Here is a 21,854-nt window from a genome sequence, read left to right on the forward strand (position 1 = left end):
TCTGTGTCGCGACCCCGGTCTATGCCCGGGTCGCGGCGATGCGTCCGCGCGGCAGATCGGCCACCGTATCCACATCGCGCAGACATCCAACCTTTGCGATGCGGGCGCGGCCCAGTGTCGCCATGCTGTCCGCCAACGCATGCTCGGTGGACCAGCGGACCCCGTCGAACAGGCCGGACGGGACTCTCCGGGCATTGTGCAGACCGACCAGCCAGAAACCGCCATCCTCGGCCGGGCCAAAGACCGCATCGTGATCCCCAAGAGCCTGAAAGGCCTCCCGGATCCGCTGCTGGTCAATCAATGGAACGTCCGCGCCGATGACGCAGACCGGCCCCGGCGGCACGCTGCGCATCATCCGGGCCATGCGATCTCCGAGGTTGCCGGCGCCTTGCGGAAGACGCATCAGATCGCCCGGCCAGGCGCGGCTCTGCAGCCCTGCGTGGTCCGGCGCGACCGCCAGCACGACGCTCCACCGGGGGTCGCGGATGCGGCGCAGAAGGCCGCGCACCTGATGACGAAACCACCACGCCGCCGGGATATGGCCGATGTCGCGACCGAGCCGCGTCTTGACCCGTCCGGGACGGGGCTCCTTGAGCATGACGATAAGGGTGGCTTGCGTCACACGGCGCACCGCATTTCGCGATGGGGAACCGTGCCATCGAGATACTCTGGCCCAAAGGCTGTGAAGCCGAGTTTTTCGTAAAACCCGAGTGCGTGCACCTGTGCGCCCAATTTGACCAGAGTGACATCCGGGTCATCCCGAAAGTGCTCAAGCCCATATCTGACAAGCATCGCGCCAAGACCTTTGCCGCGGCCTTCCTTCAGAACGCAAATGCGCCCGATTTTTCCCACGCCGTCCTGAACGAGGAGCCGCGCCGTTGCCAGCGGGCGCCCGCCGTCCGAGATCAGCAGGTGAATCGACGTAGCATCCAGATCGTCCCACTCGTCCTCTTCGGAAAAGCCCTGCTCCTCGATAAAAACCGTGCGGCGAATGTCGAAACAGTCCTGCCGGTTTTCGGCCTCCTCAACCTGCAAAGTCATGCGAAATAGCTCCTGAGAATCCGGGCATAGATGGCTTTGAGTTGATGAATTTGAGCGATCTCCACCCGCTCGTCCACGGCGTGCATGCGCTTGCCCACAAGGCCGAATTCCACCACGGGGCAGTGGTCCTTCACGAAACGCGCATCGGAGGTGCCGCCCGTTGTCGACAGCTCCGGCGTCTGGTTCGTCTCGGCCTGCACCGCCGCGCCCACAAGATCGGAGAGCGCGCCCGGCGGGGTCAGAAAGCTCTCGCCGGAAATCTTGATCTTCACCTGTGTCTTGGTGCCGAACTCGCCGTCGACCTTCCTGGCCTCCTCGCGCAGCCAGTCCGACAGCGCGGCCCCGGTGTGGGCATCGTTGAAACGGATGTTCACACAGGCTCGGGTTTCGGCCGGGATCACGTTTGTCGCGGGATTGCCGGTGTCGATCGTCACGACGGCGAGGGTCGAGGCGTCGAAATGGTCGGTGCCCTCGTCCAGCGTATGTGATGCAAGGCGATCCATCAGCCGCGCCATGGCAGGCATCGGGTTGAGCGCGCGGTGCGGATAGGCGGAATGTCCCTGCTTTCCGGTGACGGTGAACCAGGCCGAGAGCGATCCGCGCCGCCCGATCTTCATCATCTGCCCCATGAAATCCGGGGAAGTCGGTTCTCCGACCAGGCAGACGTCCATACTCTCGCCCGCGTCGTTCATCCAATCAAGCAGGGCCACGGTGCCGTCGGTGGCGTCGCCCTCCTCATCGCCGGTGATGGCCAGGATCACGGCACCGTCGGGGGGCGTGTCCCGGACGAAATCCACCGCCGCCGCGGCAAAGGCGGCAACGCCGGACTTCATGTCCGTGGAGCCACGCCCATAAAGAAAGCCATTGTCGATTTCGGCACCGAACGGATCAAATGTCCAATCCTCCCGGTTGCCGATGGGGACCACGTCCGTGTGTCCGTTGAAGCCGAAGGTCTTGGCCGCAGCTTTCTCACCCCAGCGGGCAAAGAGGTTGGGCGTTCCGTTCCGGTCGACACGGCTGCAGGCGAAACCGGCATCTTCCAGAAGTGCTTGCAAGAGCACCAAGGCGCCGCCCTCCTCGGGCGTGACAGAAGGGCAGCGGACAAGGCGGGCGGTCAGGTCGACCGGGTCGATGGCGGGCATCTGGGCACTCCCATTGTTTCGACACAAGGGCTACTCCGGCGCAGTGGAATTGGCAAACGGCGCATGGCGCTCGATTTGGTGACGACGGCGTGGTATGAAAACCGCAATATCAGGACGCCACCGACCAGGCGGGGCCCGAGCAGCAGACAGGTTTATAGCGAGACACGTGCATGACGCAACGCATGCAGGCCCCGGCATGAGCTGGATTGCCACCGTTGGGAGCGGCGAGTCCTGGGTCTGTCCAAAAGTTTTTAACAATCGGTCCGCACCGCGTGACGCGCGGATGGTGCGCGGCAGTATCGTGATCGAGACCCGCTTGTCGCCGGACGACTGCCCGCAAACCTTGCTCCACTACGAACGCCATCATCCATCGCCCGGGTCCATCTCGCTGCGCGCGGTGCCCGGCGGGAGCATCTCACTCGTGCTGACGCAAGACAATGAGGTCTTTCACACCGTGTTGCAGCCTACCTGGCATGCCCGTGCCGATGTGCTGCGGGTCACCTTCAGCTGGGATGCGCAGAAGCGCGAAGGGTGGCTCGCCGTGGAGCGTCCCGAGGGCGATCAGGTGACCGTGCAGCTCACGCCCGCGCCGCCGCCCTTGCCGATCGAGGATGTCTACACGATCGCCCGCAGGCCGCATCTGCGCGAAATGGACGATGATGTCGTGTTCGTCGCGGTGTCGACAGAGATCGAGCCCATCGGCCCGATGCCGGCGTTGACCGATCATGTGCAGGTGCTTACGCCTTTCGGCAATTCCCGCGCGTCCCGGTTGGAATGCGGCGATACGGTCAAGACGCGATTGCACGGGGTCGTTCCCGTGCTGGCGCGGGTGTCCCGCCGGGTGCCTGCGCTGGGCGCCTTTCGTCCCATCCGCCTGCGCGCGCCGTATTTCGGCCTGACCCGGGATCTCATTGTCGCGCCGCAGCAGCGGCTGTTGGTTGGCGGGTCCGACGTTGCTTATATCTTTGGGCGGGAGGCGGTTCTGGTTCCGGCGCATTGCCTCGTCAACGGATTTGCCGCGCGCCATGAGACCGGCCCTCGTTTCGTGTGCTACCATCAGCTTTTGTTGCCGAAGCACGAGCCGCTCATCGCGGCGGGGGCCGAACTGGAAAGCCTTTACATCGGGCGCCTGCGTCGCCGGGCGGCCTGCGTCGAACGCAGTGTTCTTGCAGGCTGCCCTCGGGGGCTGATGCCCGAACATGCGCGCGCCGGGCTGAAGGTTCTGGAGAGTTTCGAGGCGATCACACTCGCCGAAGCACGGGCGGCTTGAACCGGGCCGTGGTCAGCCGCGCAGCTGACGCGTGACCCAGATCAGCATGCTCGCCCCGGCAGCCCCGACCAGCAGTTGCGGCAGAACCGCCCGTTCCGCGTAGATTCCGGCACGGGCCAGCACGAAATTCAGGACGATCGCACCGATGATGCCCAACGCGATATTGAGCAGCAGGCCGGTGTCGGCCTTCATGATGCGGCTGCCGATCCAGCCGGCCAGACCGCCAATGATGATCGAAAGAAAGAATCCAAGTCCCACGCGCCACTCCTGTTTCCGTTAGGCTTTCAGCTTAACGCAGGAAAGGCTCCCGTCAAACCGGGCGAGGGTCGCGGCCTAATCGAAGAAGGGATTCACCTGGGCGACGATCACTGCGTTTTCCGCAAGGGCACGATCCATAAGGCTCTTCTCGTCTGCTTCGATTTCATGGCCCTGCGCGCGGCGCTCTTCGGCGGTGCCATAGCCGGTCACGTCGAGCGGCGCCATATCCGCCTGCTTGAGGATGGCGACGGTTTCGCGGACCGCCTCGGCCTCGTCAACGCCGGAAGCATAGCACATCAGCGCCGCACCAGTGGATTTGTCCGGAAGACCATCACCGTCCTTGCGGCCAACCTCCACCAGCAAGGTAAAGACCTGCTGGCGGCTTGGCTTCTTGGGCTTTTTTCCGGGCTTGTTGGCGTCTGGGGTCTTTTTCTCGGAGCTCATGGATCACTCGCAGGGTTCAAGATAGGCAGCGTAGCCTTCGCTGATCACGGTAAGCCCCGGAGGGCTGGACATCAGCATCATGCGATACCCATAGCTCATCCCTTCGCCATTGCATTCCGCATCGTAAAGCGTGGCGTTCATTCCGCGCACGGCGGTCGGATTTTGAAGCTTGCAGCGACTTTCCACGCCTTCGAAGGTGTCGCCTTGCACGGAAATGGCGCCGCCATCCTGTCCGATGTCGCGGCAATTCCAATTCGCGCCCTGAGGTTGGTAGAGACCATCGTAGGGCCCCGCCAAAGCAGGCAGGGCCATCAGGGTCAGGATCACAGCCAGACCACGCATCAGTCGCGCAGCAGTTCGTTGATGCCGGTCTTGGAGCGGGTCTGCTCATCGACGCGTTTGACGATCACCGCACAGTACAGGTTGATGCCGTTCTTCGAGGGCATGGAGCCGGAGACAACCACGGAGTAGGGCGGCACTTCGCCGTACATCACTTCGCCGGTCTCGCGGTCGACGATCTTCGTGGACTTGCCGATGTAGACGCCCATGCCAAGCACGGAGCCTTCGCGGATGATGCAGCCTTCGACAACTTCGGAGCGTGCGCCGATGAAGCAGTTGTCCTCGATGATGGTCGGACCGGCCTGCATGGGTTCGAGCACGCCGCCGATACCGACGCCGCCCGACAGGTGCACGCCCTTGCCGATCTGCGCGCAGGAGCCGACCGTGGCCCATGTGTCAACCATGGTGCCCTCGTCGACATAGGCGCCAAGGTTCACGAAGGAGGGCATCAGAACCACGCCCGGCGCGATGTACGCGGATTTGCGCACAACGCAGTTCGGCACGGCGCGGAAGCCGGCCTCTTTCCACTGCGGTGCGCCCCAGCCCTTGAATTTGCTGTCGACCTTGTCCCACCAGCCGGAGCCCTGCGGGCCACCGGACTGCTCTTCCATGTCCTTGATACGAAAGCCCAGCAGCACGGCCTTCTTGGCCCACTGGTTCACGTGCCAATCGCCGCTCTCCTGCTTTTCCGCAACGCGCAGCTTGCCGCTGTCGAGGGCATTCAGCGTATCCTCGATGGCGTCGCGCGTCTCGCCGGTGGTGGCGGGGGTGATGGTGTCGCGGGCCTCCCAGGCGGATTCGATGGCGGCTTCGAGCTGTGCGTTGGACATGAGGATCTCCCTGAGAAAACGTTTGTGGCCGTATACAGGCCAACGGCTTTCTTTGGAAAGCGGTTCTGTAAACGGATCGTCCCGGACGGGCAGTCTTTCTCTGCCCAGGAAGGAATCCCGAAGGCCGAAAACGGTGAAAAAACGAGCGTGTCGCCGGTAAATCCACCACGAGACCCTCAGTTATTGCCCATAAAATAATCAATTTGACAAATAATAGTCTGAAATTTGTGCATTCCGGCTGAATCCGCGTCAGAATCCAGTCAACACCCGCGATCCGGCGCGGCTTCGTGGCCTTAATGCTTCGGGACGCTGGCCGCGATGATGGCTGGCGTCACGAGGGGACCTGAACTGAGATTTCCCGTTCAATCACGGATCGCGGCAGTGATCGTCGGAACAGCGGGCCAGGCCCGCAGAGAACCAGACGCACAAGAATGCCGCACAAAACAACAGGGGCTAATGCCAAAATGAAAACCTCTTTCCTTGCTGCTCTTCCGACCGCGGCGCTGATGCTGTCCGCCACCTCCGCGCTCGCACAGGACTGCCCGATCAAAGTCGGCGTTCTGCACTCGCTCTCCGGCACCATGGCGATTTCGGAAACCACGCTCAAAGACACCGTCGAAATGCTCGTCGAAGACCAGAACGCCGCTGGTGGTCTGCTGGGCTGTGAACTCGAAGCGGTCGTCGTTGATCCGGCCTCCGACTGGCCGCTGTTTGCCGAAAAGGCGCGCGAGCTTCTGACCGTGCACAACGTTGACGTGATCTTCGGCAACTGGACCTCGGTGTCGCGCAAATCCGTGCTGCCGGTTATCGAAGAGCTGAACGGCCTGCTGTTCTACCCGGTGCAATACGAGGGTGAAGAATCCTCCAAGAACGTCTTCTACACCGGGGCCGCGCCGAACCAGCAGGCGATCCCTGCAGTGGATTACTTCCTCGAAGAGTTGGGCGTCGAGAAGTTCGCGCTGCTTGGCACCGATTATGTCTACCCGCGCACCACGAACAACATCCTCGAGTCCTATCTGAAGTCCAAGGGCATCCCCGAGGAAGACATCTTCGTGAACTACACACCCTTTGGTCACTCCGACTGGGCAACGATCGTGTCTGACGTTGTCGCGCTTGGCGCGGATGGCAAGCAGGTTGGCGTGATCTCGACCATCAACGGCGATGCCAACATCGGTTTCTACAAGGAACTCGCCGCCGCGGACGTCTCTGCGGACGATATCCCGGTCGTGGCCTTCTCCGTGGGTGAAGAAGAGCTTTCTGGCCTCGACACCTCCAATCTCGTCGGCCACCTTGCCGCGTGGAACTACTTCCAGTCCGCCGACACCGAGGCGAACAAGGCGTGGGTTGCCAAGTGGAAAGCCAAGATGGGCGAAGAGCGCGTCACCAACGATCCGATGGAAGCGCATTACATCGGATTCAACATGTGGGCGCAGGCGGTTGAAGCCGCTGGCACCACCGACGTTGATGCCGTTCGGACCGCCATGTACGGCCAGGAGTTCCCGAACCTGACCGGCGGCACCGCCGTGATGCTTCCGAACCACCACCTGTCCAAGCCGGTCCTGATCGGCGAGATCCGCGCTGACGGCCAGTTCGACATCATCTCTCAGACCGATCCGGTTCCGGGCGATGCATGGACCGACTTCCTGCCGGAATCCGCTGTTCTGAAGTCCGATTGGAAAGACCTCGGCTGTGGCATGTACAACACCGAGACCGAGACCTGCGTTCAGATCAAGTCCAACTACTGATCTGAGCTGACCCTCGGGGTGCGCGGGCTCATCCTGTGCACCCCACCCATTTTTGGAAAGACCCCAAATGATACGCGCGCTTCTCGCGATCGTGCTGCTGGCTGCGATGGGCCTTGTCGCTCCGGCCAAGGCGCAGGATCTCCAGACAATTCTTCAGACCCACGCCGAGGAAGTGGCCAATCCCGGCCGCCGCAGCGTGGGCGTTGTGATCGATGACCTGATCGCCTCCGGCCTGCCGCAAGTGGCTGAATTCCTTCAGAACTGGCAAAGCCGTGATGTCGTGCAGGATGAGGCCACCGGCCTGTTCTACTATGCCAAACCGCTGCGCGATGTGGATACAGGCGAGACCGTGGACCTGCCAGATGCCAGCCTGAGCGAAATTCGCCCCAATGGCGGTGTGCGCAAGGTGATCGGCGGCGCGCTTGTGCAATTCCAGCTCTCGGACCCGGATCCCACACGCCGCATCGACGCGCTCGATGCCATTGCGCGCGCGCCCGACCCCGATCAGATCGAACCGCTTGAAGCGTCGGTGAACGGCGAGCCGGATGCCGCCATTCTGGAGCGCAAACAGGCGCTTGTGGCGATGCTCAAGGCGCGCTTTGCGGGCACCACAGAAGACCGGGTGGCCGCGATCCAAAGCCTCTCCGGCACACTCAGCCTTGACGCCCGAGCCACCCTGAACCAGATCCTGACCACACAGGCAGGCGTTGCTGCTATGCTGCCCGATGATGTCAACGTGGCCCGCATTCTGTCACCGGGTAACGACATCTCCGAAGTCGAAGCCTATGGCCGCCTTGTCGACGCCGGCCTCGCGCCAGCGCGCATCTCCAATGCCGCCATAAAGGAGGCCTTGGCCGCCAATATCGACGGTGGCGCTGTCGCCGGTATTCCGGTGCATGATCTGAATACGCTGGATCGCCGGTTCGAAGCCTATACACGCCTCGCCGATCAGGGGCTTGTCGCGCCGACGACGACGGATGAGGCCGCCGCCGCCTCGCTCGCCGATCACGTCTTCTACGAGGCCTACACCGAAGACGATGCTGCGGTGACCGTCGCGGCGGAAGCCGTTCTTGCGTCTATCGAACGCAACGTCGCGCTGAACCAGACAGCCGACCTCGCGCTCGACGCCATGTCGCTCGCCTCGATCTACTTCCTCGCCGCCATCGGCCTCGCCATCACCTTCGGCGTGATGGGCGTGATCAACATGGCGCACGGCGAATTCATCATGATGGGGGCCTACACCGGTTATGTCATGCAGCAGCTGATCCCGGATTACACACTTTCGCTCATCGTTGCCCTGCCGGTGGCCTTTGCCGTCACCTTCGGTGCGGGCGTGGCGATGGAGCGGCTGGTGATCCGCTGGCTCTATCATCGGCCGCTGGAGACCTTGCTCGCCACCTTCGGCATCTCCATTGCGCTTCAGCAACTGGCCAAGAACATCTTCGGCACGCAGGCCCGCCCGCTGACCTCCCCCGGCTGGCTCGATGGGGCGCTGGTCATCAACGAAGTCGTGTCGATCTCCTACATCCGCATCGCGATCTTCGTCCTTGCGCTGATCTTCCTCGGGCTGATCCTGTTCATCCTTAACAAGACCCGCCTCGGCCTCGAAGTGCGCGCCGTGACGCAAAACCCCGGCATGGCCGCGTCCATGGGCATCAATCCCGACCGCATCAACATGCTGACCTTCGGGCTTGGCTCGGGCATCGCCGGGATCGCCGGTGTCGCCATCGGCCTCTATGCCAAGGTCACCTCGGAAATGGGCGCTGATTACATCGTGCAGAGCTTCATGACCGTGGTGGTCGGCGGTGTTGGCAATGTCTGGGGCACCCTCGCGGGCGCCTCGATGATCGGCACGCTGCAAAAGGGGATCGAGTTCCTCAACCCGTCCAATACGCTGGCGGCGCAGACCTACATGATCCTCTTCATCATCCTGTTCATCCAGTTCCGTCCCAAGGGTATCGTCGCCCTCAAGGGCCGCGCGGCGGAGGCTTGACATGACCAGCCACAGAAGAAGAGTGAACCAAGACGTTTCAATGGAGATTTATCATGAAGAGTTTTGCGTTCCTCATTTCCATACTCTTTGCCCTGCCGGCCTGGGCGGACGGCTTCGGGTTTCGCACGCCCTCGGGCAACATCTACTGCAATGGCTCACTCTACGGCGGGGCGATTGTCGATTGCGTCATCGTGACTCGCGAGCCGGGGTCGGCACCCGCGCAGGCAGGGAATTGCCCGGCCGGGCGCGAATTGGAGGTCAGCCTCGACGAGAATGGCGGCTCCAGCAGCCGCTGCGGTCGTCCGTCCGGTCGCAAATCGACCTATTCGGATATCGCGAACTACGGCGTGACAGCCAAGTTCGGCAACATCACCTGCGTGTCCGAGAGCACGGGCTTTCAATGCGTCAATCCGTCGGGGCACGGGTTCTTCCTGTCCCGGCGCAAACAGAACATCTGGTAGCGTCAGGCCGGCCCACGCCGGATCGCGCTGGCCGGTCCGGAGGCATGAGACCATGACATCGACAACCGACCACATGGTCTCGCGCGGCTCCTCAGAACGCAAATCCTTCATCGCCAGCAATCCCTCTGTTCTGTGGTTTCTGCTTGCGCTGGCGCTGTTCACCCTAGGTGTCACGGTGATGTCGGAGGCGACGGGATCGGGCCTGATCTCCACCTCGTTCGTCAAGACCCTCGGCAAGACGCTGTGCCTGTGTCTCGTGGCGATCGCCATGGACGTTGTCTGGGGCTACTGCGGTATCCTCAGCCTTGGGCACATGGCGTTTTTCGGCATTGGCGGCTACGCCATCGGCCAATGGCTGATGTACGCGCGCACCGAGATCATCGTCACCAAGAGCCTCGCGGCTGCGGCGATCCCACCAACGGATCAGGAGGTGGTGGACGCCATCGGCACACAGATTTTCGGTGTCGTCGGCAGCTCCGAGTTCCCGATGGTCTGGGCGTTCGCGGACAGCCTGTTCCTGCAGGGGCTCATGGTCATCGCGGTGCCCGGCCTTCTGGCGCTGGTCTTTGGCTGGCTGGCCTTCCGGTCGCGTGTCACGGGCGTCTACCTCTCGATCCTGACGCAGGCGATGACGCTGGCGCTCTCGCTATACCTCTTTCAGAACGACAGCGGCCTGCGTGGCAACAACGGTCTGTCGGGCCTGCAGAACATTCCCGGCTTCGAGGACACGGCACAGGCGACACTCTCCATTGCATTCTTCTGGGCATCGGCGCTGGCGCTCGGGCTTGGCTATGTGCTCTTCGCCTGGGTGACCTCGGGCAAGATGGGCAGCGTGGTGCGCGGCATCCGCGATGACGAAGCCCGCGTGCGCTTTCTGGGTTACCACGTCGAGAGCTTCAAGCTTTTCGTCTTCACCATCACCGCCATCGTCGCGGGAATTGCGGGCGCGCTCTACTACCCGCAAGCCGGGATCATCAACCCGGCGGAAATTGCGCCCATTGCCTCCATTTATCTCGCTGTCTGGGTGGCGATCGGCGGGCGCGGACGGCTGTATGGTGCGGCCATCGGGGCGGCGTTTGTCTCGCTCTTGTCGAGCTGGTTCACCGGCGGCGGCGCTCCGGACATCAACCTTGGCTTCTATGTCATCAACTGGACCGACTGGTGGCTTGTGCTGCTCGGGTTCAGCTTTGTGGCGGTCACGCTCTTTGCCCCGAAGGGGATCGGCGGGCTGTTCGATCTGATCATGATCCGCCGAGCGCCGGATCGGCAGGGCGACTACGGTCCGAGCGATGGTGCGAAACGGGCCGAGGAAGGCTCTGAAGACGCGGAGAAGGTTCAATGAGCACGCTTCTCGAAATGTCCGGTGTGTCGGTCTCGTTCGATGGCTTCAAGGCGATCAACAACCTCAGCTTCCAGATCGGCGAGCCGGAGATGCGGGCGATCATCGGCCCCAACGGTGCCGGGAAGACCACCTTCATGGACATCATCACAGGCAAGACCCGGCCCGATGAAGGCCGCGTCATCTTCGGCGAAAAATCCATATCCCTGCTGAAGATGAGTGAATCGCACATTGCCCGCGCCGGGATTGGGCGGAAGTTCCAGAAGCCGACGGTGTTCGAGGCGCAATCGGTGCGTGAGAACCTCGCCATGGCGCTGAAGAACCCGCGCGGGCCGTTCGACGTGCTGCTCTATCGCAAAAGTGCGCGCGGCGCGGCGCGGGTGGAGGAAATCGCGTCAGAGGTCGGTCTGACCGACCACCTGACGCGCCTGGCGGGGGAGCTGTCTCACGGACAGAAGCAATGGCTGGAGATCGGTATGCTGTTGGCGCAGGAGCCGCGCCTCCTGCTTGTCGATGAACCGGCCGCGGGCATGACCCCGGCGGAGCGCGAGCACACCACGGACCTGCTGGTCCGACTGGCCAGGAAGCACGCGGTGGTTGTGGTCGAGCACGACATGGAGTTCGTCCGGCGCCTGAACTGCAAGGTTACGGTGCTGCACGAGGGGTCGGTTCTTGCCGAGGGCTCGCTGGACCATGTGACGAACAACAAGGACGTCATCGACGTCTATCTGGGGCGCTGATATGTTGGAAATCCAAGATCTTACCTTGAAGTATGGCCAGAGCCAGATCCTCCACGGCATCTCTCTTACCGCCGAGCCAGGCAAGGTGACCGGCGTCATGGGGACCAATGGCGTGGGCAAGACCTCATTGCTCAAGGCGATTGCCGGGCGGCATCCTTTTGCAAATGGGTCGATCACGCTGAACGGCCAGACCCTTGGCCATCCCACCGCGTTTGCGGCGGCCAAGGCAGGCATCGCCTATGTGCCGCAGGGGCGGGAGGTTTTTCCGCTGATGACGGTCGAAGAGAACATGCAGACCGGGTTTGCCTGCCTGGGCGGGGCCGGCGGGCACCGGATTCCGGATCGGATCTTTGATCTGTTCCCGATTCTCAAGGAGTTCCTGCACCGGCGCGGCGGCGATCTCTCGGGCGGGCAGCAGCAACAGCTTGCCATCGCGCGGGCGCTGATCACCCAGCCCAAGGTGCTGCTTCTGGACGAGCCGACGGAAGGAATCCAACCCTCGATCATCAAGCAGATCGGGCGTGTGATCGAAGTGCTCAGAGAGGAGGGCGAGATCGCGATTATTCTTGTAGAACAATACTTTGACTTCGCCGTTGGCCTGGCGGATCAGGTCTTTGTCATAAACCGGGGTCAGGTCACGTTCAATTCCCCGAATCCGAAGCAGGATCGCGCGACGCTTCTGGAAAGCGTGTCGATCTGACGGAGCGAGGCGGCGGGGCACAGCCCCGCCCTACGATCTGCTATGCCTTGAGACGATAGCCGGTCCTGAACATTGCCCACGCTACGAGACAGACCGCCACGGTCGCCCCGAGAGCAACGGCAAAGCCGAGCACCGGGTCGCTGTCCGACACCCCGATCACGCCCCAGCGCGCGCCATCAATGAGGTAGAACACCGGGTTCACATGGGTGATCTGATAAAGGCCGGGCGGCAGTGCCTCGACCGAATAGAACGTGCCCGACAAGAAGGCCAAGGGTGTCACGATAAAGTTGGTGATCGCCGCCATCTGATCGAATTTATTGGCAAAAATCCCGGCGATCATGCCAAGTGAGGACAGGAACGCCGCGCCGAGGATCACGAAAACCAGCACCACAAGCGGATGTTCCGGGACAATCCCGAGGAAGATCCACAGGGCAATCAGAATGGCCAGTGCCACCACGAGCCCGCGTGCGATTCCCCCCGCCAGATAGCCAAGCACCATTTCTCCGGCGGAAAGGGGCGGCATCAGCGTATCAACGATATTTCCCTGCACTTTCGAGATCACGATCGAGCTGGACGTGTTGGCAAAGGCGTTCTGAATCACCGTCATCATCAGGATGCCGGGGGCGATGAAGGTGGTGAAGGGCACCCCCATCACATCGCCGCGCCGGGGGCCGATGGCGATGGAAAAGATCACCATGAAGAGCCCCGCCGTAACCAGTGGCGCGAGCAGGGTTTGTGTCCAGACATTGGCAAACCGCAAGATCTCGCGCATGGCGAGGGTGTAGAGGCCGAGCCAGTTGACGCGGCCAAAGCGGCGGGTCCCGGGGGCGTATTCGTAGTCCTGAGGCATGTCGTCTCCTTGCCGATTCGGTGCCTTGTAACTTGCCTTGTGATGATTAGAATAGGCCCTTGACCCGGAAACGACAGGCGGCCCGCCCGGCGGCGCCGCTTTTTTCAGTAGGAAATGCCATCATGTCCTGGACCGATGAACGCGTCGAGCTTCTCAAGAAGATGTGGGGCGAAGGCCAGTCCGCCAGCCAGATCGCCAAGGAGCTTGGCGGCGTCACCCGAAATGCCGTGATCGGCAAGGTGCACCGTCTGGGCCTGTCCAACCGCGCGGGCGGCGCGGCGCCTGCGGCGGCGGCCCCGGCGGAGCCGAAGCCCAAGGCCAAGCCCGAACCAAAGAAAGTCAAGCCAAAGCAGGAAGTTAAGGTAGAGGAAGAGGAAAAGCCGGCGGCCCGGCCCGAGCCGATGACCACCTCTGCCGCGCCCGCGCCGCAGCCGATCAGCGCGCGCAACAAGATCATCCCCGCAGGCCAGCCGCTGCCGCCGCAACCCTCGGCCAACGAGATCAGCCCGGAGGCGCTTGCCAAGGTCAATGCCATTGAAAAGAAAGCAAAAAAGCTGACACTCATGGAGCTGACAGAGCGCACGTGCAAGTGGCCCGTGGGCGATCCGGCGACCGAGGACTTCTGGTTCTGCGGCCTGCCGGTGCAGCAGGGCAAACCCTATTGCGAGGCGCATGTGGGCGTGGCGTTTCAGCCGATGTCCTCGCGCCGCGACCGCCGCCGGTAAACAGCGCGTTTGCACAGCGGACGGTGAGCTTAACGGGCCCTGCGGGGCCCGTTTTGCTGTCCGGGGTGCGGCCCGGGGGGCAGCGTTCGGTACAAAATTCGCCGAGTTTGGTACAAAATGCCGGGCCGCCTGCGGCGGTGCGAAAACCGGTTCGGGGCCATTTGGTACGATTCTCGCCAAGTTTGGTACAAAACACCCGCCTAAGGCGAGTGTCGCCGCCTGACGTTGCGTCAGAATTGGTTAATGGCGCGCGGTTTCACTCCTTGCGCCCGACAAGCCCCGCCACCGCCGCCGCGCCGATGGCAGTGATGACCCAGCCGGAAAGCTGCGTCAGCCAACCGGTCCAGAAGCCGATCTTGCCCCAGAGGCCGCGCACAGGGGAGGGGGACCATGCGGCCTCCTGCCCCAGGGCGTCGAGCGGGATGAACAGGTCGAGGGCGTAGAGCGGCGCGCTGAAGGTGGTGTAGTCCTTTGCCGCCTTCGCCTTATCGCTCCATGCGATCTGGGGCAGGGGGCCTTGGCCCGCGTCGAAGGCTTTGACCGCGTCGGTCCAGTCTTCCGAGGTCAGGACGATGTCGGAGTTCGGGGCCATTTGGCCGGTGTTCCAGACTTGCGCGTAGAGCGCCCAGTTTAGGCCGATGATCAGCGCGACCCAGAGCAAGGCGCGTCCGGGGCGGTGGCCATAGCCGAAGACGAGGCCGAAGAGGATGTCTTTGAGACGCGTCATGATGCCGACAAAACCGCGCCAATCCGCTCCGGGGCTGTGGTCGATATCCGCCATGGCGCGGCGGAGCATGGCGCGGGAGACACACCTGTCCCGCGCCTCCAGAACGCGCGCGGCGGCGGCACTCCTGCCTTGTTCGCGCAGAACCTTGGCCAATTGTGTGTATGGCTGAGGCTCGCAAATCGTCCCGAAGTCGCCCCGATAGTAGGGCATCGGGCTGTCATAGTCTTCGCCGTCGATGGTGATCTGATGCGACAGCTTTGCCGCAATGGGCCTGTCTTGCTTCCGTCCCAACCAATCCAACCTCTGCTGAATGGTCAAGTCCCCGGTGAGCCGGTCATAGCGAAATCCGTTCAGGATCAGCGGATCGGCCCCGGCATAGCTGCCTTGATCATCGTGCAGCCGCCCGACATGCGCGTCGGTGAGGTCGAGCGGGCCGGTGATGGTTTTGACTCTTGTCCAGAAAAACCCGGCCCCGATCCGCGCAGCCGCGCAGAGGAAGCCACCGTCGAAACTGCCGTCATAGCTATACAGGTTCCCGGCGATCTCGGCGCGGATCAGGTTGACTTCGCCCTTGGCGGTGAAGTCGCTGCTCAGGAAAAGGCTGGCTCCGATGGTGATGGCATTGGCGTTGAGGGCAGTCCCGCCGTTGCCGTCAAAGGTGCCACGGATGCAAGAAACCTGCCCGGTGATCGTTGCACCCACGAGGTTGACTGTCCCCTTGGCGGTGAAGTCGCTGCGTAGGAAGAGGTCGGCCCCGATGGTGATGGCATTGGCGTTGAGGGCGGTGCCGCCGTTGCCATCGAAGGTTCCGTCTTCGCAGTCAACCTGTCCGGTGATCGTTGCGCCTCTCAGGTTGACTTCGCCCTTGGCGGTGAAGGCGCCGCGTAGGAAGAGGTCGGCCCCGATGGTGACGGCATTGGCGTTGAGGGCGGTGCCGCCGTTGCCGTCGAAGCTTCCGCCGTCGCAGTCGAGGGTGCCGTCGATCCGGGCGCCGGAGAGATTGACGGGACCGGTGGCCTTGAAGCCCTTGTTCAGGAGGACGCTTCGGGCCACGCGGAGGCGGTGGGCGACGAGGCCGGGCAGGGTGCAACCGGGGAGGAGGACCGCGCCGAGGCGGGCGTCCATCAGGACTGGTGTCTGCGCGAAATGGCAGCCGTCAAGCCAGAGGTTCAGCGGTGTATCGCATCCCTGTAGGTCCAGTTGGCCGGATATGAAGGCGTTCATGACCAACACCCCCTTGTCCGGGACGCGGCAGCGTTTGCAGCCGCCGAGGGTGATGTGGCGGATCAGATCGGCGCGGATTTCGGTGTCATCGGTGCAGGCTTCGGGCTTTTCGTCGGAAATGAAAGCGAAGCCGGTTTGCGCCAGTTCCAACAGGAGGCGCTCCGCGCGGGTCCAGCCGCGCTCCTTCTCCATTTCATCAAACGATTTGCGGTAGGGTTTCGCCTGTCTGACCATGTCACCTTTCACCCACAGATGTGCGCAAGGATGGCGGGGCGGCGGGGGCAGGTCAAGGCGGGGGTGTTGCGCCGGGGGCGTCCGCGATAGACCCATGGCAAAACGGAGGATGGGCGGATGATGGACGGGCCGGAGCGGTGTCATTTCGACATGGATGGGCTGCGCTATGCGGGGCTGGCGTGGGGGCCGGAGGGCGGCGTGCCGGTGCTGGCGCTGCATGGCTGGATGGATCACGCGGAGAGTTTCGCCACGCTTGCGCCGCTGCTCGCGGGCTGCCGTGTGGTGGCGCTGGACCTGAGCGGGCAGGGGTTGAGCGGGCATCGGGCGGCCCATGCGAGCTACAACATCTGGGATGATCTGCCGCAGTTGGTGGGGGTGCTGGACGCGCTGGGCTGGGAGCGGGCGGTTCTGATGGGGCATTCGCGGGGGGCGAATATCGCGGGGCTGCTGGCGGCGGCGGTGCCGGAGCGGGTGCGCGGGCTGATCGCGCTCGATTCGCTGGCGCCGGAGCCGGTGGAGGCGGATTTCATCACGACGCTGGGGGCCTATGTGCGGGACACGCGCCGGGCGCTGGAGCGGCCCGCGCGGCGGTTTGCCTCGGTGGAGGCCTATGCCGCGCGGCGGCGGGCGCAGGGCAATTCCGGGGTGGTGGCTGCGGCCCTTGCGGGGCGGGCGTTGGTGGCGGACGGGGACGGCTATGTGCTTCAGGCCGACAACCGGATGTTCGCCAGTTCGGCGGTGAAGATGACGGCGGCGGATGTGGAGGCGATGCTGCGGGCGATCCGCTGTCCGGTGCTGAACATCTGGGCGACGCAGGGCATTCGGCAGCGCCCGAAGCTGGGGGCGTTGGTGGCGATCGCGGAGGCGGTGATCGCCGATTACAGCGTGGCAGAGGTCGCGGGGGATCATCATTTCCACATGGAGGCGGCGGCCGCCGGGCAGATCGCGGAGGCGGTGTTGCGGTTTGTGGCGCGGCTCTGAGCAGGGGTCTTTTCCGGGGCGTTCGGGTGGCGTATAGGCAGTCCATGCAGAATCCCCCCGATCTGAGGCCAGACCTCGCCCGCGCCCGCATTACAGAGACCCGCCGTGATGGTCAGCCGACTATCGGGATGGTCTCGCTCGGCTGTCCCAAGGCCTTGGTGGACAGCGAGCGGATCCTGACGCGGCTGAGGGCTGAAGGGTACGGGATCAGCGCCGATTACAGCGGCGCGGATGCGGTGATCGTGAACACCTGCGGGTTCCTCGACAGTGCCAAGGCGGAGAGCCTTGAGGCGATCGGCGAGGCGTTGCAGGAGAACGGGCGGGTGATTGTCACCGGGTGCCTGGGCGCGGAGCCGGAGTTTATCACCGGGGCGCATCCCAAGGTTCTCGCCGTGACCGGTCCGCATCAGTACGAACAGGTGCTGGACGCGGTGCACGGGGCGGTGCCGCCCTCGCCCGATCCGTTTGTGGACCTGCTGCCGGCGCGGGGCGTGAGCCTGACACCGCGCCATTACAGCTATCTGAAGATTTCTGAAGGCTGCAACCACAAGTGCAAGTTCTGCATCATCCCCGACATGCGCGGGCGGCTGGTCTCGCGCCCGCAGAAGGCGGTGCTTCGCGAAGCGGAAAAACTGGTCGAGGCGGGCGTGAAGGAGCTTCTGGTGATCTCGCAGGACACCAGCGCCTATGGCACCGACTGGAAGGACCGCGACGAGAAGTTCCCCTTCCTGTCTCTGGCAAAGGAGCTGGGCGAACTCGGCGCCTGGGTGCGGATGCATTACGTCTACCCCTATCCGCATGTGCGCGAGGCGGTGCCGCTGATGGCGGAGGGCAAGATCCTGCCCTATCTCGATATTCCGTTCCAGCACAGCCATCCCGACACGCTGCGCCGCATGGCCCGGCCCGCGGCGGCAGAGCGCACGCTTGATGAGATCGCCGCATGGCGCGACACCTGCCCGGACATCACCCTGCGCAGCACCTTCATCGTCGGCTATCCCGGCGAAACGGAGGCGGAATTCCAGCATCTGCTCGACTGGATGGACGAGGCACAGCTCGATCGTGTCGGCTGCTTCAAATACGAAAACGTCGATGGCGCGCGCTCCAACGCGCTGCCCGATCATGTGCCCGAAGAGGTCAAGCAGGAGCGCTGGGACCGCTTCATGGCAAAGGCTCAGACAATCTCCGAGGCCAAACTCGAAGCCAGGGTCGGCAGCGTGATCGAGGTGATCGTCGACGATGTTGACGAGGATGGCATCGCCACCTGCCGCACCAAGGCGGATGCGCCGGAGATCGACGGCAACCTGTTCATCGACGATGGCGCCGAGGCACTGAAGCCCGGCGATATCGTTTCGGTCGAGGTGGACGAGGCCGGTGAATACGACCTCTGGGGCCAACTCCGCTAACGCCGTCACCCCGGCGAAGGCCCCTGTCCCGGCTTCTTCTTTGTGTCAATATCCCGGGGGGAGTCGCAGCATCGCTGCGGCGGGGGGCAGAGCCCCCTCGCGTGGCTTTGCGCAGCAAAGCCACGCCTGTCGACGCGCGTCAGCGCGGCGAAACCGCGAAGCGGGATCAAAGCATGCCGGGGCCGGGGTCGTTGGTGATCTTCTTGCCGAGGTATTTCTTGCGCGGGCGCGGCGGCAGGTCGATGATGTTCGGCTCATCCTGCGCGAGGAAGGCAAAGGACAGCTGGCAGTCGATGCCGCAGGCGAGGATGTCCTCGTACCATGTCTCGTTCAGGCGGCGCACCTCGGGGTGCTGCATGTCGCGCAGGTTGAAAAACGTGGCAAAGAGGCGATCCACGGCGAGCGGTTTGCCCGCCTCCATACGGCCCAGCATGTAGCGCAGCATCCGGTGCGATTGCACGCGGTAGCGGTCCTGAAACAGGGAGTCGGTGAATTCCCACAGGACGTTGTCCTTGATATGCGGCGAGCGGTGCACCGCCATGGCGGCGCCCTGTTCGACCAGCCTGTCGCGGATTTCGGGCAGCGCGTCGTGGCGGATGCGCTGCTTGTCGTCGGAGTAGACGAGGAAGCGGTGCCGTTCCAGGTCCGGGAAGAGGTGCGGCGCGGCCTTGGCGATCTTGGCCTGATGCGCGCTTTCGACCGGATTGCGCGAGATCGGCAGGTCCAGCGGGATCGGCTTCCAGCCGAAATCAGCGACGATTTTCAGCACTGTGGGGTTGTTCGAGATGAAGTAATGCGGCCAATCGCGGGCGGTGTTGTTGTGATCGAAGGTAAAGCTGCTGGTGGGGCCGCAGAAGGTGGAATAGACCGCCATCTCCGAGTCGATATCAGGGTAGACCGGGCGTGTCGGAATGCGCTTTCGCACGGCGTCGAGCGCAAGCGGGGCGAGGTCCATGTCGTCGGAGGGGGCGGTGTCGCCATCGGCAAGTTTTTGAAAAAACCGGCGTTTCTTGCGCTGGAATTTGCGCAGTTCGGAAATGATGCGCAGTTGCGTCTTGGGTGAAAACACGGATCGGCTCCTGTCGCCAGAAAGTCCTTCTCTTGTAACCGGCGCAGGGCTGCGGTCAATATGGGGCTGCGCTGCAGCGAGTGGGGACAGGGGCCATGCAGGTCAGGCGGATAAGTTTTTTCTGGGCGCAGGGCGCGGATCACGCCCCGGATCTCGTCAAGCGGTGTTGGGATGGCTGGGCGGCCTTGAACCCCGGTTGGGAGATCGCGATCGGTGATACCGCGCAGGCGCGGTCGGTGTTCGACGCATTGCGGATCGCCGCGCCGCCGGTGACCCTGCAGGGGCAGGCGGATATCTTCCGGGTGCATGATATCGCGGCCCATGGCGGGATTTATGTCGATGCGGCGACGATCCCGATCCGGCCATTGGACGATTGGTTGCCGGCCTTGGCGGGGCAGGGGTTCTTCGCCTTTCATGATCCTTATCGCAAACGCTCGATCGAGAACTGGTTTCTCTATTCCGATCCGGGGGCGGTGTTGACGGAGCGGTGGTTGGATCAGATCCGGCGCTACTGGTCCGTGACGCGCCGCCCACAGGTTGCGAGGCGGGAGCTGGACCGCGGCTTGAAGGGGGACTTGGCCTGTTGGATGAGTTCGGCGCGGATGGCGCTGTCGGGGCGGGATCTGAAGGCCAAGAGCGTGATCGAGCCGCGCGACCGGGTTTGGGCCGTGGCCCCGGATGGCGGCGGGGCGCGGCCGGTGCATCCGTATTTCTGGCCGCATTACCTGTTCGATCACATGCTTCAGACCGACCCGGAGGCGCGGGCGGCGTGGTCCGCCGTGCCCAAGCAGCCGTCCTACAAATCGCTCATGCTGCGCCACTGGAAGAAGTCTTATGCCCAGATGACGGAGCGGGATGTGGAGACGTTGGTTGCCGGATCGGTGATGCAGAAGCTGGCGTTGAACACCCCGCCGCCGCAGGCCCTGCTGAACAAGGTCTTTGCGATGGCGGGGCTGTAGCGCCGGGGCGGCCTCAGGTCTGCTCTTCTTCGAGGTGGATCTTGATGTCGATCAGCACCTTTTGAATGGCGAGGGTTTCCTTGAGCAGGCGTTTGGCTTCGTTGGCGGTGATGACGCCGTCCTGAATGCTCTGCTGGTATTCGGCCATGAGCATGGCAAAGCGCTGTGACAGGGCGATGACATCCGCATTGACCCCGCCTTCGCTGCGGGAATTGCGGCGGTCGCCGTCGAAATTGAGCGTGATGCCCTTGAGCTCCGCCAGCGCCGCGGTGACATGCGGGTAGGAGGCGGCCTCTTCGAGGCGGGCGACGGCATCGACGGGAATATAGCGCTCGTCGTGTTCAGCGTGCTCCGAGTAATAGCGGCCCAGCGTGGCCTTGGATTTGCCTGTCAGCTCACAGGCGGCTTCGACGCCCACGTCCTTGACCAGCGCTTCGGTGTGCTTCTTGAGGTACCGTCCCAAATTGTTCATCTGTCACCCTGTCTGACCCGGCCTGCATGCACCGGGGAGTCTGCAATTATTTTTCCCATTACCCGTAAAGGGCCGGGATGTCATTCCTTATCAGGCTCTCGGAAGAGGGCAAAAGGATACGGGGATTGTGGCCGGTTTTTTGCCGTTCCTGTGTGTTCCAGCGTGTTTGTTTTCGTGTTTGGCCACCCGATCCTGATCCGGCGCGAAGGGCCTGGGCCCCTTAGGGCTCTTCGCGCCGTCATCGGTTGTCTCGCATCTTGTCAAGACGGCGCGGACCGGGCTAACAGCGCCCATGGCCAAGCTGCATTTCCATTATTCCACCATGAACGCCGGCAAGAGCACGCTGCTGCTGCAGGCCGCGCACAACTATAACGAACGCGGTATGCAGACCTATCTGATGACCGCCGCCTTCGATGACCGGGCCGGAGAGGGCAAGATCGGCTCGCGGATCGGGTTGGGGCGGCCGGCGGCGACCTTTGCGCCGGAGGAGGATCTCTTTGCCAAGATCGAGGCGCGGCTGGCCGAGGGGCCGGTGGCCTGTATTTTCATCGACGAGGCACAGTTCTTGAGCGGGGATCAGGTCTGGCAATTGGCGCGTGTGGTGGATGATCTGCGGGTGCCGATCATGGCCTATGGTCTGCGCGTGGATTTCCGGGGGGCGCTGTTCCCCGGCTCGGCGGCGCTTTTGGCGCTGGCCGATGAAATGCGCGAGGTGCGCACGATCTGCCATTGCGGAAAGAAGGCGACGATGGTGATCCGCCAGGGTCCCGACGGCCAGGTGCTGAAGGATGGGGCGCAGGTGCAGATCGGCGGCAACGAGACCTACATCAGCCTGTGCCGGAAGCATTGGCGCGAAGCGGTCGGAGACTGACCGAAGATGGGCATTTGCGCCCTTGGGTTGCGCGATG

Annotated in this window: 23 protein-coding genes; 12 read left to right on the plus strand and 11 right to left on the minus strand. The window is 63.3% G+C overall.

Going from position 1 to position 21,854, the window contains the following annotated elements:
* Positions 1-19 precede the first annotated feature (19 nt).
* Genes ACN2XU_RS16905 through dapE form a run of 3 tightly spaced genes read right to left on the minus strand, consistent with a single transcriptional unit; the run spans position 20 to position 2,183 of the window.
* Positions 20-598 carry a TIGR04282 family arsenosugar biosynthesis glycosyltransferase gene (locus tag ACN2XU_RS16905; protein ID WP_419411707.1) on the minus strand — a complete coding sequence of 193 codons (579 nt, stop codon included), beginning with the start codon at positions 596-598 and terminating at the stop codon, positions 20-22.
* 20 nt (positions 599-618) lie between these two features.
* Entirely contained in the window at positions 619-1,041 is a 423-nt protein-coding gene (locus tag ACN2XU_RS16910) for a GNAT family N-acetyltransferase (protein ID WP_419411632.1), read from the minus strand.
* A complete protein-coding gene (dapE, locus tag ACN2XU_RS16915) occupies positions 1,038-2,183 on the minus strand; it encodes a succinyl-diaminopimelate desuccinylase (RefSeq protein ID WP_419411633.1) in 1,146 nt (381 codons plus the stop codon). Before dapE ends, ACN2XU_RS16910 begins: the two co-directional genes overlap by 4 nt.
* 196 nt (positions 2,184-2,379) lie before the next feature.
* Between dapE and ACN2XU_RS16920 the strand changes: the two genes are divergently transcribed.
* A complete protein-coding gene (locus tag ACN2XU_RS16920) occupies positions 2,380-3,453 on the plus strand; it encodes a Hint domain-containing protein (RefSeq protein WP_419411634.1) in 1,074 nt (357 codons plus the stop codon).
* Positions 3,454-3,465: 12 nt separating this feature from the next.
* On the opposite strand, the gene ACN2XU_RS16925 is transcribed toward ACN2XU_RS16920, so the two are convergent.
* The 4 genes from ACN2XU_RS16925 to dapD all read right to left on the minus strand — a co-directional run bounded on the left by ACN2XU_RS16925 (position 3,466) and on the right by dapD (position 5,324).
* Positions 3,466-3,711, minus strand: a complete 246-nt coding sequence (locus ACN2XU_RS16925; RefSeq protein WP_419411635.1) for a GlsB/YeaQ/YmgE family stress response membrane protein — start codon at positions 3,709-3,711, stop codon at positions 3,466-3,468.
* Positions 3,712-3,786: 75 nt separating this feature from the next.
* Complete coding sequence (locus ACN2XU_RS16930; protein ID WP_419411636.1) at positions 3,787-4,155, minus strand: DUF8846 family protein; 369 nt, start codon at positions 4,153-4,155, stop codon at positions 3,787-3,789.
* 3 nt (positions 4,156-4,158) lie between these two features.
* The gene (locus ACN2XU_RS16935) at positions 4,159-4,497 is read right to left on the minus strand and encodes a hypothetical protein (RefSeq protein WP_419411637.1); all 339 of its coding nucleotides are present in this window, start codon (positions 4,495-4,497) and stop codon (positions 4,159-4,161) included.
* On the minus strand, positions 4,497-5,324 hold the full coding sequence (dapD, locus tag ACN2XU_RS16940; protein WP_419411638.1) for a 2,3,4,5-tetrahydropyridine-2,6-dicarboxylate N-succinyltransferase: 828 nt from the start codon (positions 5,322-5,324) through the stop codon (positions 4,497-4,499). Before dapD ends, ACN2XU_RS16935 begins: the two co-directional genes overlap by 1 nt.
* 464 nt (positions 5,325-5,788) lie before the next feature.
* Between dapD and urtA the strand changes: the two genes are divergently transcribed.
* The 6 genes from urtA (at position 5,789) to urtE (ending at position 12,302) form a co-directional block, all read left to right on the plus strand.
* Positions 5,789-7,069, plus strand: a complete 1,281-nt coding sequence (gene urtA, locus ACN2XU_RS16945; RefSeq protein ID WP_419411639.1) for an urea ABC transporter substrate-binding protein — start codon at positions 5,789-5,791, stop codon at positions 7,067-7,069.
* A 67-nt stretch (positions 7,070-7,136) separates the two neighbouring features.
* Positions 7,137-9,062: an urea ABC transporter permease subunit UrtB gene (gene urtB / locus ACN2XU_RS16950; RefSeq protein WP_419411640.1), complete on the plus strand. Its 1,926-nt coding sequence runs from the start codon at positions 7,137-7,139 to the stop codon at positions 9,060-9,062.
* 53 nt (positions 9,063-9,115) lie between these two features.
* Positions 9,116-9,523 (plus strand): DUF6636 domain-containing protein, encoded by a 408-nt coding sequence (locus ACN2XU_RS16955; protein WP_419411641.1) that lies wholly within the window; start codon positions 9,116-9,118, stop codon positions 9,521-9,523.
* Positions 9,524-9,596: 73 nt separating this feature from the next.
* Positions 9,597-10,865, plus strand: a complete 1,269-nt coding sequence (locus ACN2XU_RS16960) for an ABC transporter permease subunit (RefSeq protein ID WP_419411708.1) — start codon at positions 9,597-9,599, stop codon at positions 10,863-10,865.
* Positions 10,862-11,602, plus strand: coding sequence for an urea ABC transporter ATP-binding protein UrtD (gene urtD / locus ACN2XU_RS16965; RefSeq protein ID WP_419411642.1), 741 nt, complete (start codon positions 10,862-10,864; stop codon positions 11,600-11,602). The genes ACN2XU_RS16960 and urtD overlap by 4 nt, the downstream gene beginning before the upstream one ends.
* Position 11,603: 1 nt before the next feature.
* Entirely contained in the window at positions 11,604-12,302 is a 699-nt protein-coding gene (gene urtE / locus ACN2XU_RS16970; protein WP_419411643.1) for an urea ABC transporter ATP-binding subunit UrtE, read from the plus strand.
* Between the two features lie 40 nt (positions 12,303-12,342).
* Here urtE and ACN2XU_RS16975 read toward each other — a convergent pair whose 3' ends face one another.
* Positions 12,343-13,152, minus strand: coding sequence for an ABC transporter permease (locus tag ACN2XU_RS16975; protein ID WP_419411644.1), 810 nt, complete (start codon positions 13,150-13,152; stop codon positions 12,343-12,345).
* A 122-nt stretch (positions 13,153-13,274) separates the two neighbouring features.
* Between ACN2XU_RS16975 and ACN2XU_RS16980 the strand changes: the two genes are divergently transcribed.
* Positions 13,275-13,877 carry a GcrA family cell cycle regulator gene (locus ACN2XU_RS16980; RefSeq protein ID WP_419411645.1) on the plus strand — a complete coding sequence of 201 codons (603 nt, stop codon included), beginning with the start codon at positions 13,275-13,277 and terminating at the stop codon, positions 13,875-13,877.
* 256 nt (positions 13,878-14,133) lie between these two features.
* Here ACN2XU_RS16980 and ACN2XU_RS16985 read toward each other — a convergent pair whose 3' ends face one another.
* Positions 14,134-16,062, minus strand: a complete 1,929-nt coding sequence (locus ACN2XU_RS16985; RefSeq protein WP_419411646.1) for a hypothetical protein — start codon at positions 16,060-16,062, stop codon at positions 14,134-14,136.
* Between the two features lie 117 nt (positions 16,063-16,179).
* On the opposite strand from ACN2XU_RS16985, the gene ACN2XU_RS16990 reads away from it, so the two are divergent.
* Positions 16,180-17,043, plus strand: a complete 864-nt coding sequence (locus tag ACN2XU_RS16990; protein ID WP_419411647.1) for an alpha/beta fold hydrolase — start codon at positions 16,180-16,182, stop codon at positions 17,041-17,043.
* 44 nt (positions 17,044-17,087) lie between these two features.
* Positions 17,088-18,446, plus strand: coding sequence for a 30S ribosomal protein S12 methylthiotransferase RimO (gene rimO, locus ACN2XU_RS16995; RefSeq protein WP_419411648.1), 1,359 nt, complete (start codon positions 17,088-17,090; stop codon positions 18,444-18,446).
* 166 nt (positions 18,447-18,612) lie between these two features.
* On the opposite strand, the gene ACN2XU_RS17000 is transcribed toward rimO, so the two are convergent.
* Positions 18,613-19,515 (minus strand): hypothetical protein, encoded by a 903-nt coding sequence (locus ACN2XU_RS17000; protein WP_419411649.1) that lies wholly within the window; start codon positions 19,513-19,515, stop codon positions 18,613-18,615.
* Positions 19,516-19,610: 95 nt separating this feature from the next.
* Here ACN2XU_RS17000 and ACN2XU_RS17005 point away from each other — a divergent pair, with 95 nt between their 5' ends.
* Entirely contained in the window at positions 19,611-20,474 is an 864-nt protein-coding gene (locus ACN2XU_RS17005; RefSeq protein WP_419411650.1) for a glycosyltransferase family 32 protein, read from the plus strand.
* 13 nt (positions 20,475-20,487) lie between these two features.
* On the opposite strand, the gene ACN2XU_RS17010 is transcribed toward ACN2XU_RS17005, so the two are convergent.
* Positions 20,488-20,946 (minus strand): hypothetical protein, encoded by a 459-nt coding sequence (locus ACN2XU_RS17010; RefSeq protein WP_419411651.1) that lies wholly within the window; start codon positions 20,944-20,946, stop codon positions 20,488-20,490.
* Between the two features lie 292 nt (positions 20,947-21,238).
* Between ACN2XU_RS17010 and ACN2XU_RS17015 the strand changes: the two genes are divergently transcribed.
* On the plus strand, positions 21,239-21,817 hold the full coding sequence (locus tag ACN2XU_RS17015) for a thymidine kinase (protein WP_419411652.1): 579 nt from the start codon (positions 21,239-21,241) through the stop codon (positions 21,815-21,817).
* Positions 21,818-21,854 lie beyond the last annotated feature (37 nt).

The sequence above is a fragment of the Pacificoceanicola niger genome (genome assembly GCF_048553275.1).
Classification (GTDB): Bacteria; Pseudomonadota; Alphaproteobacteria; order Rhodobacterales; family Rhodobacteraceae; genus Pacificoceanicola.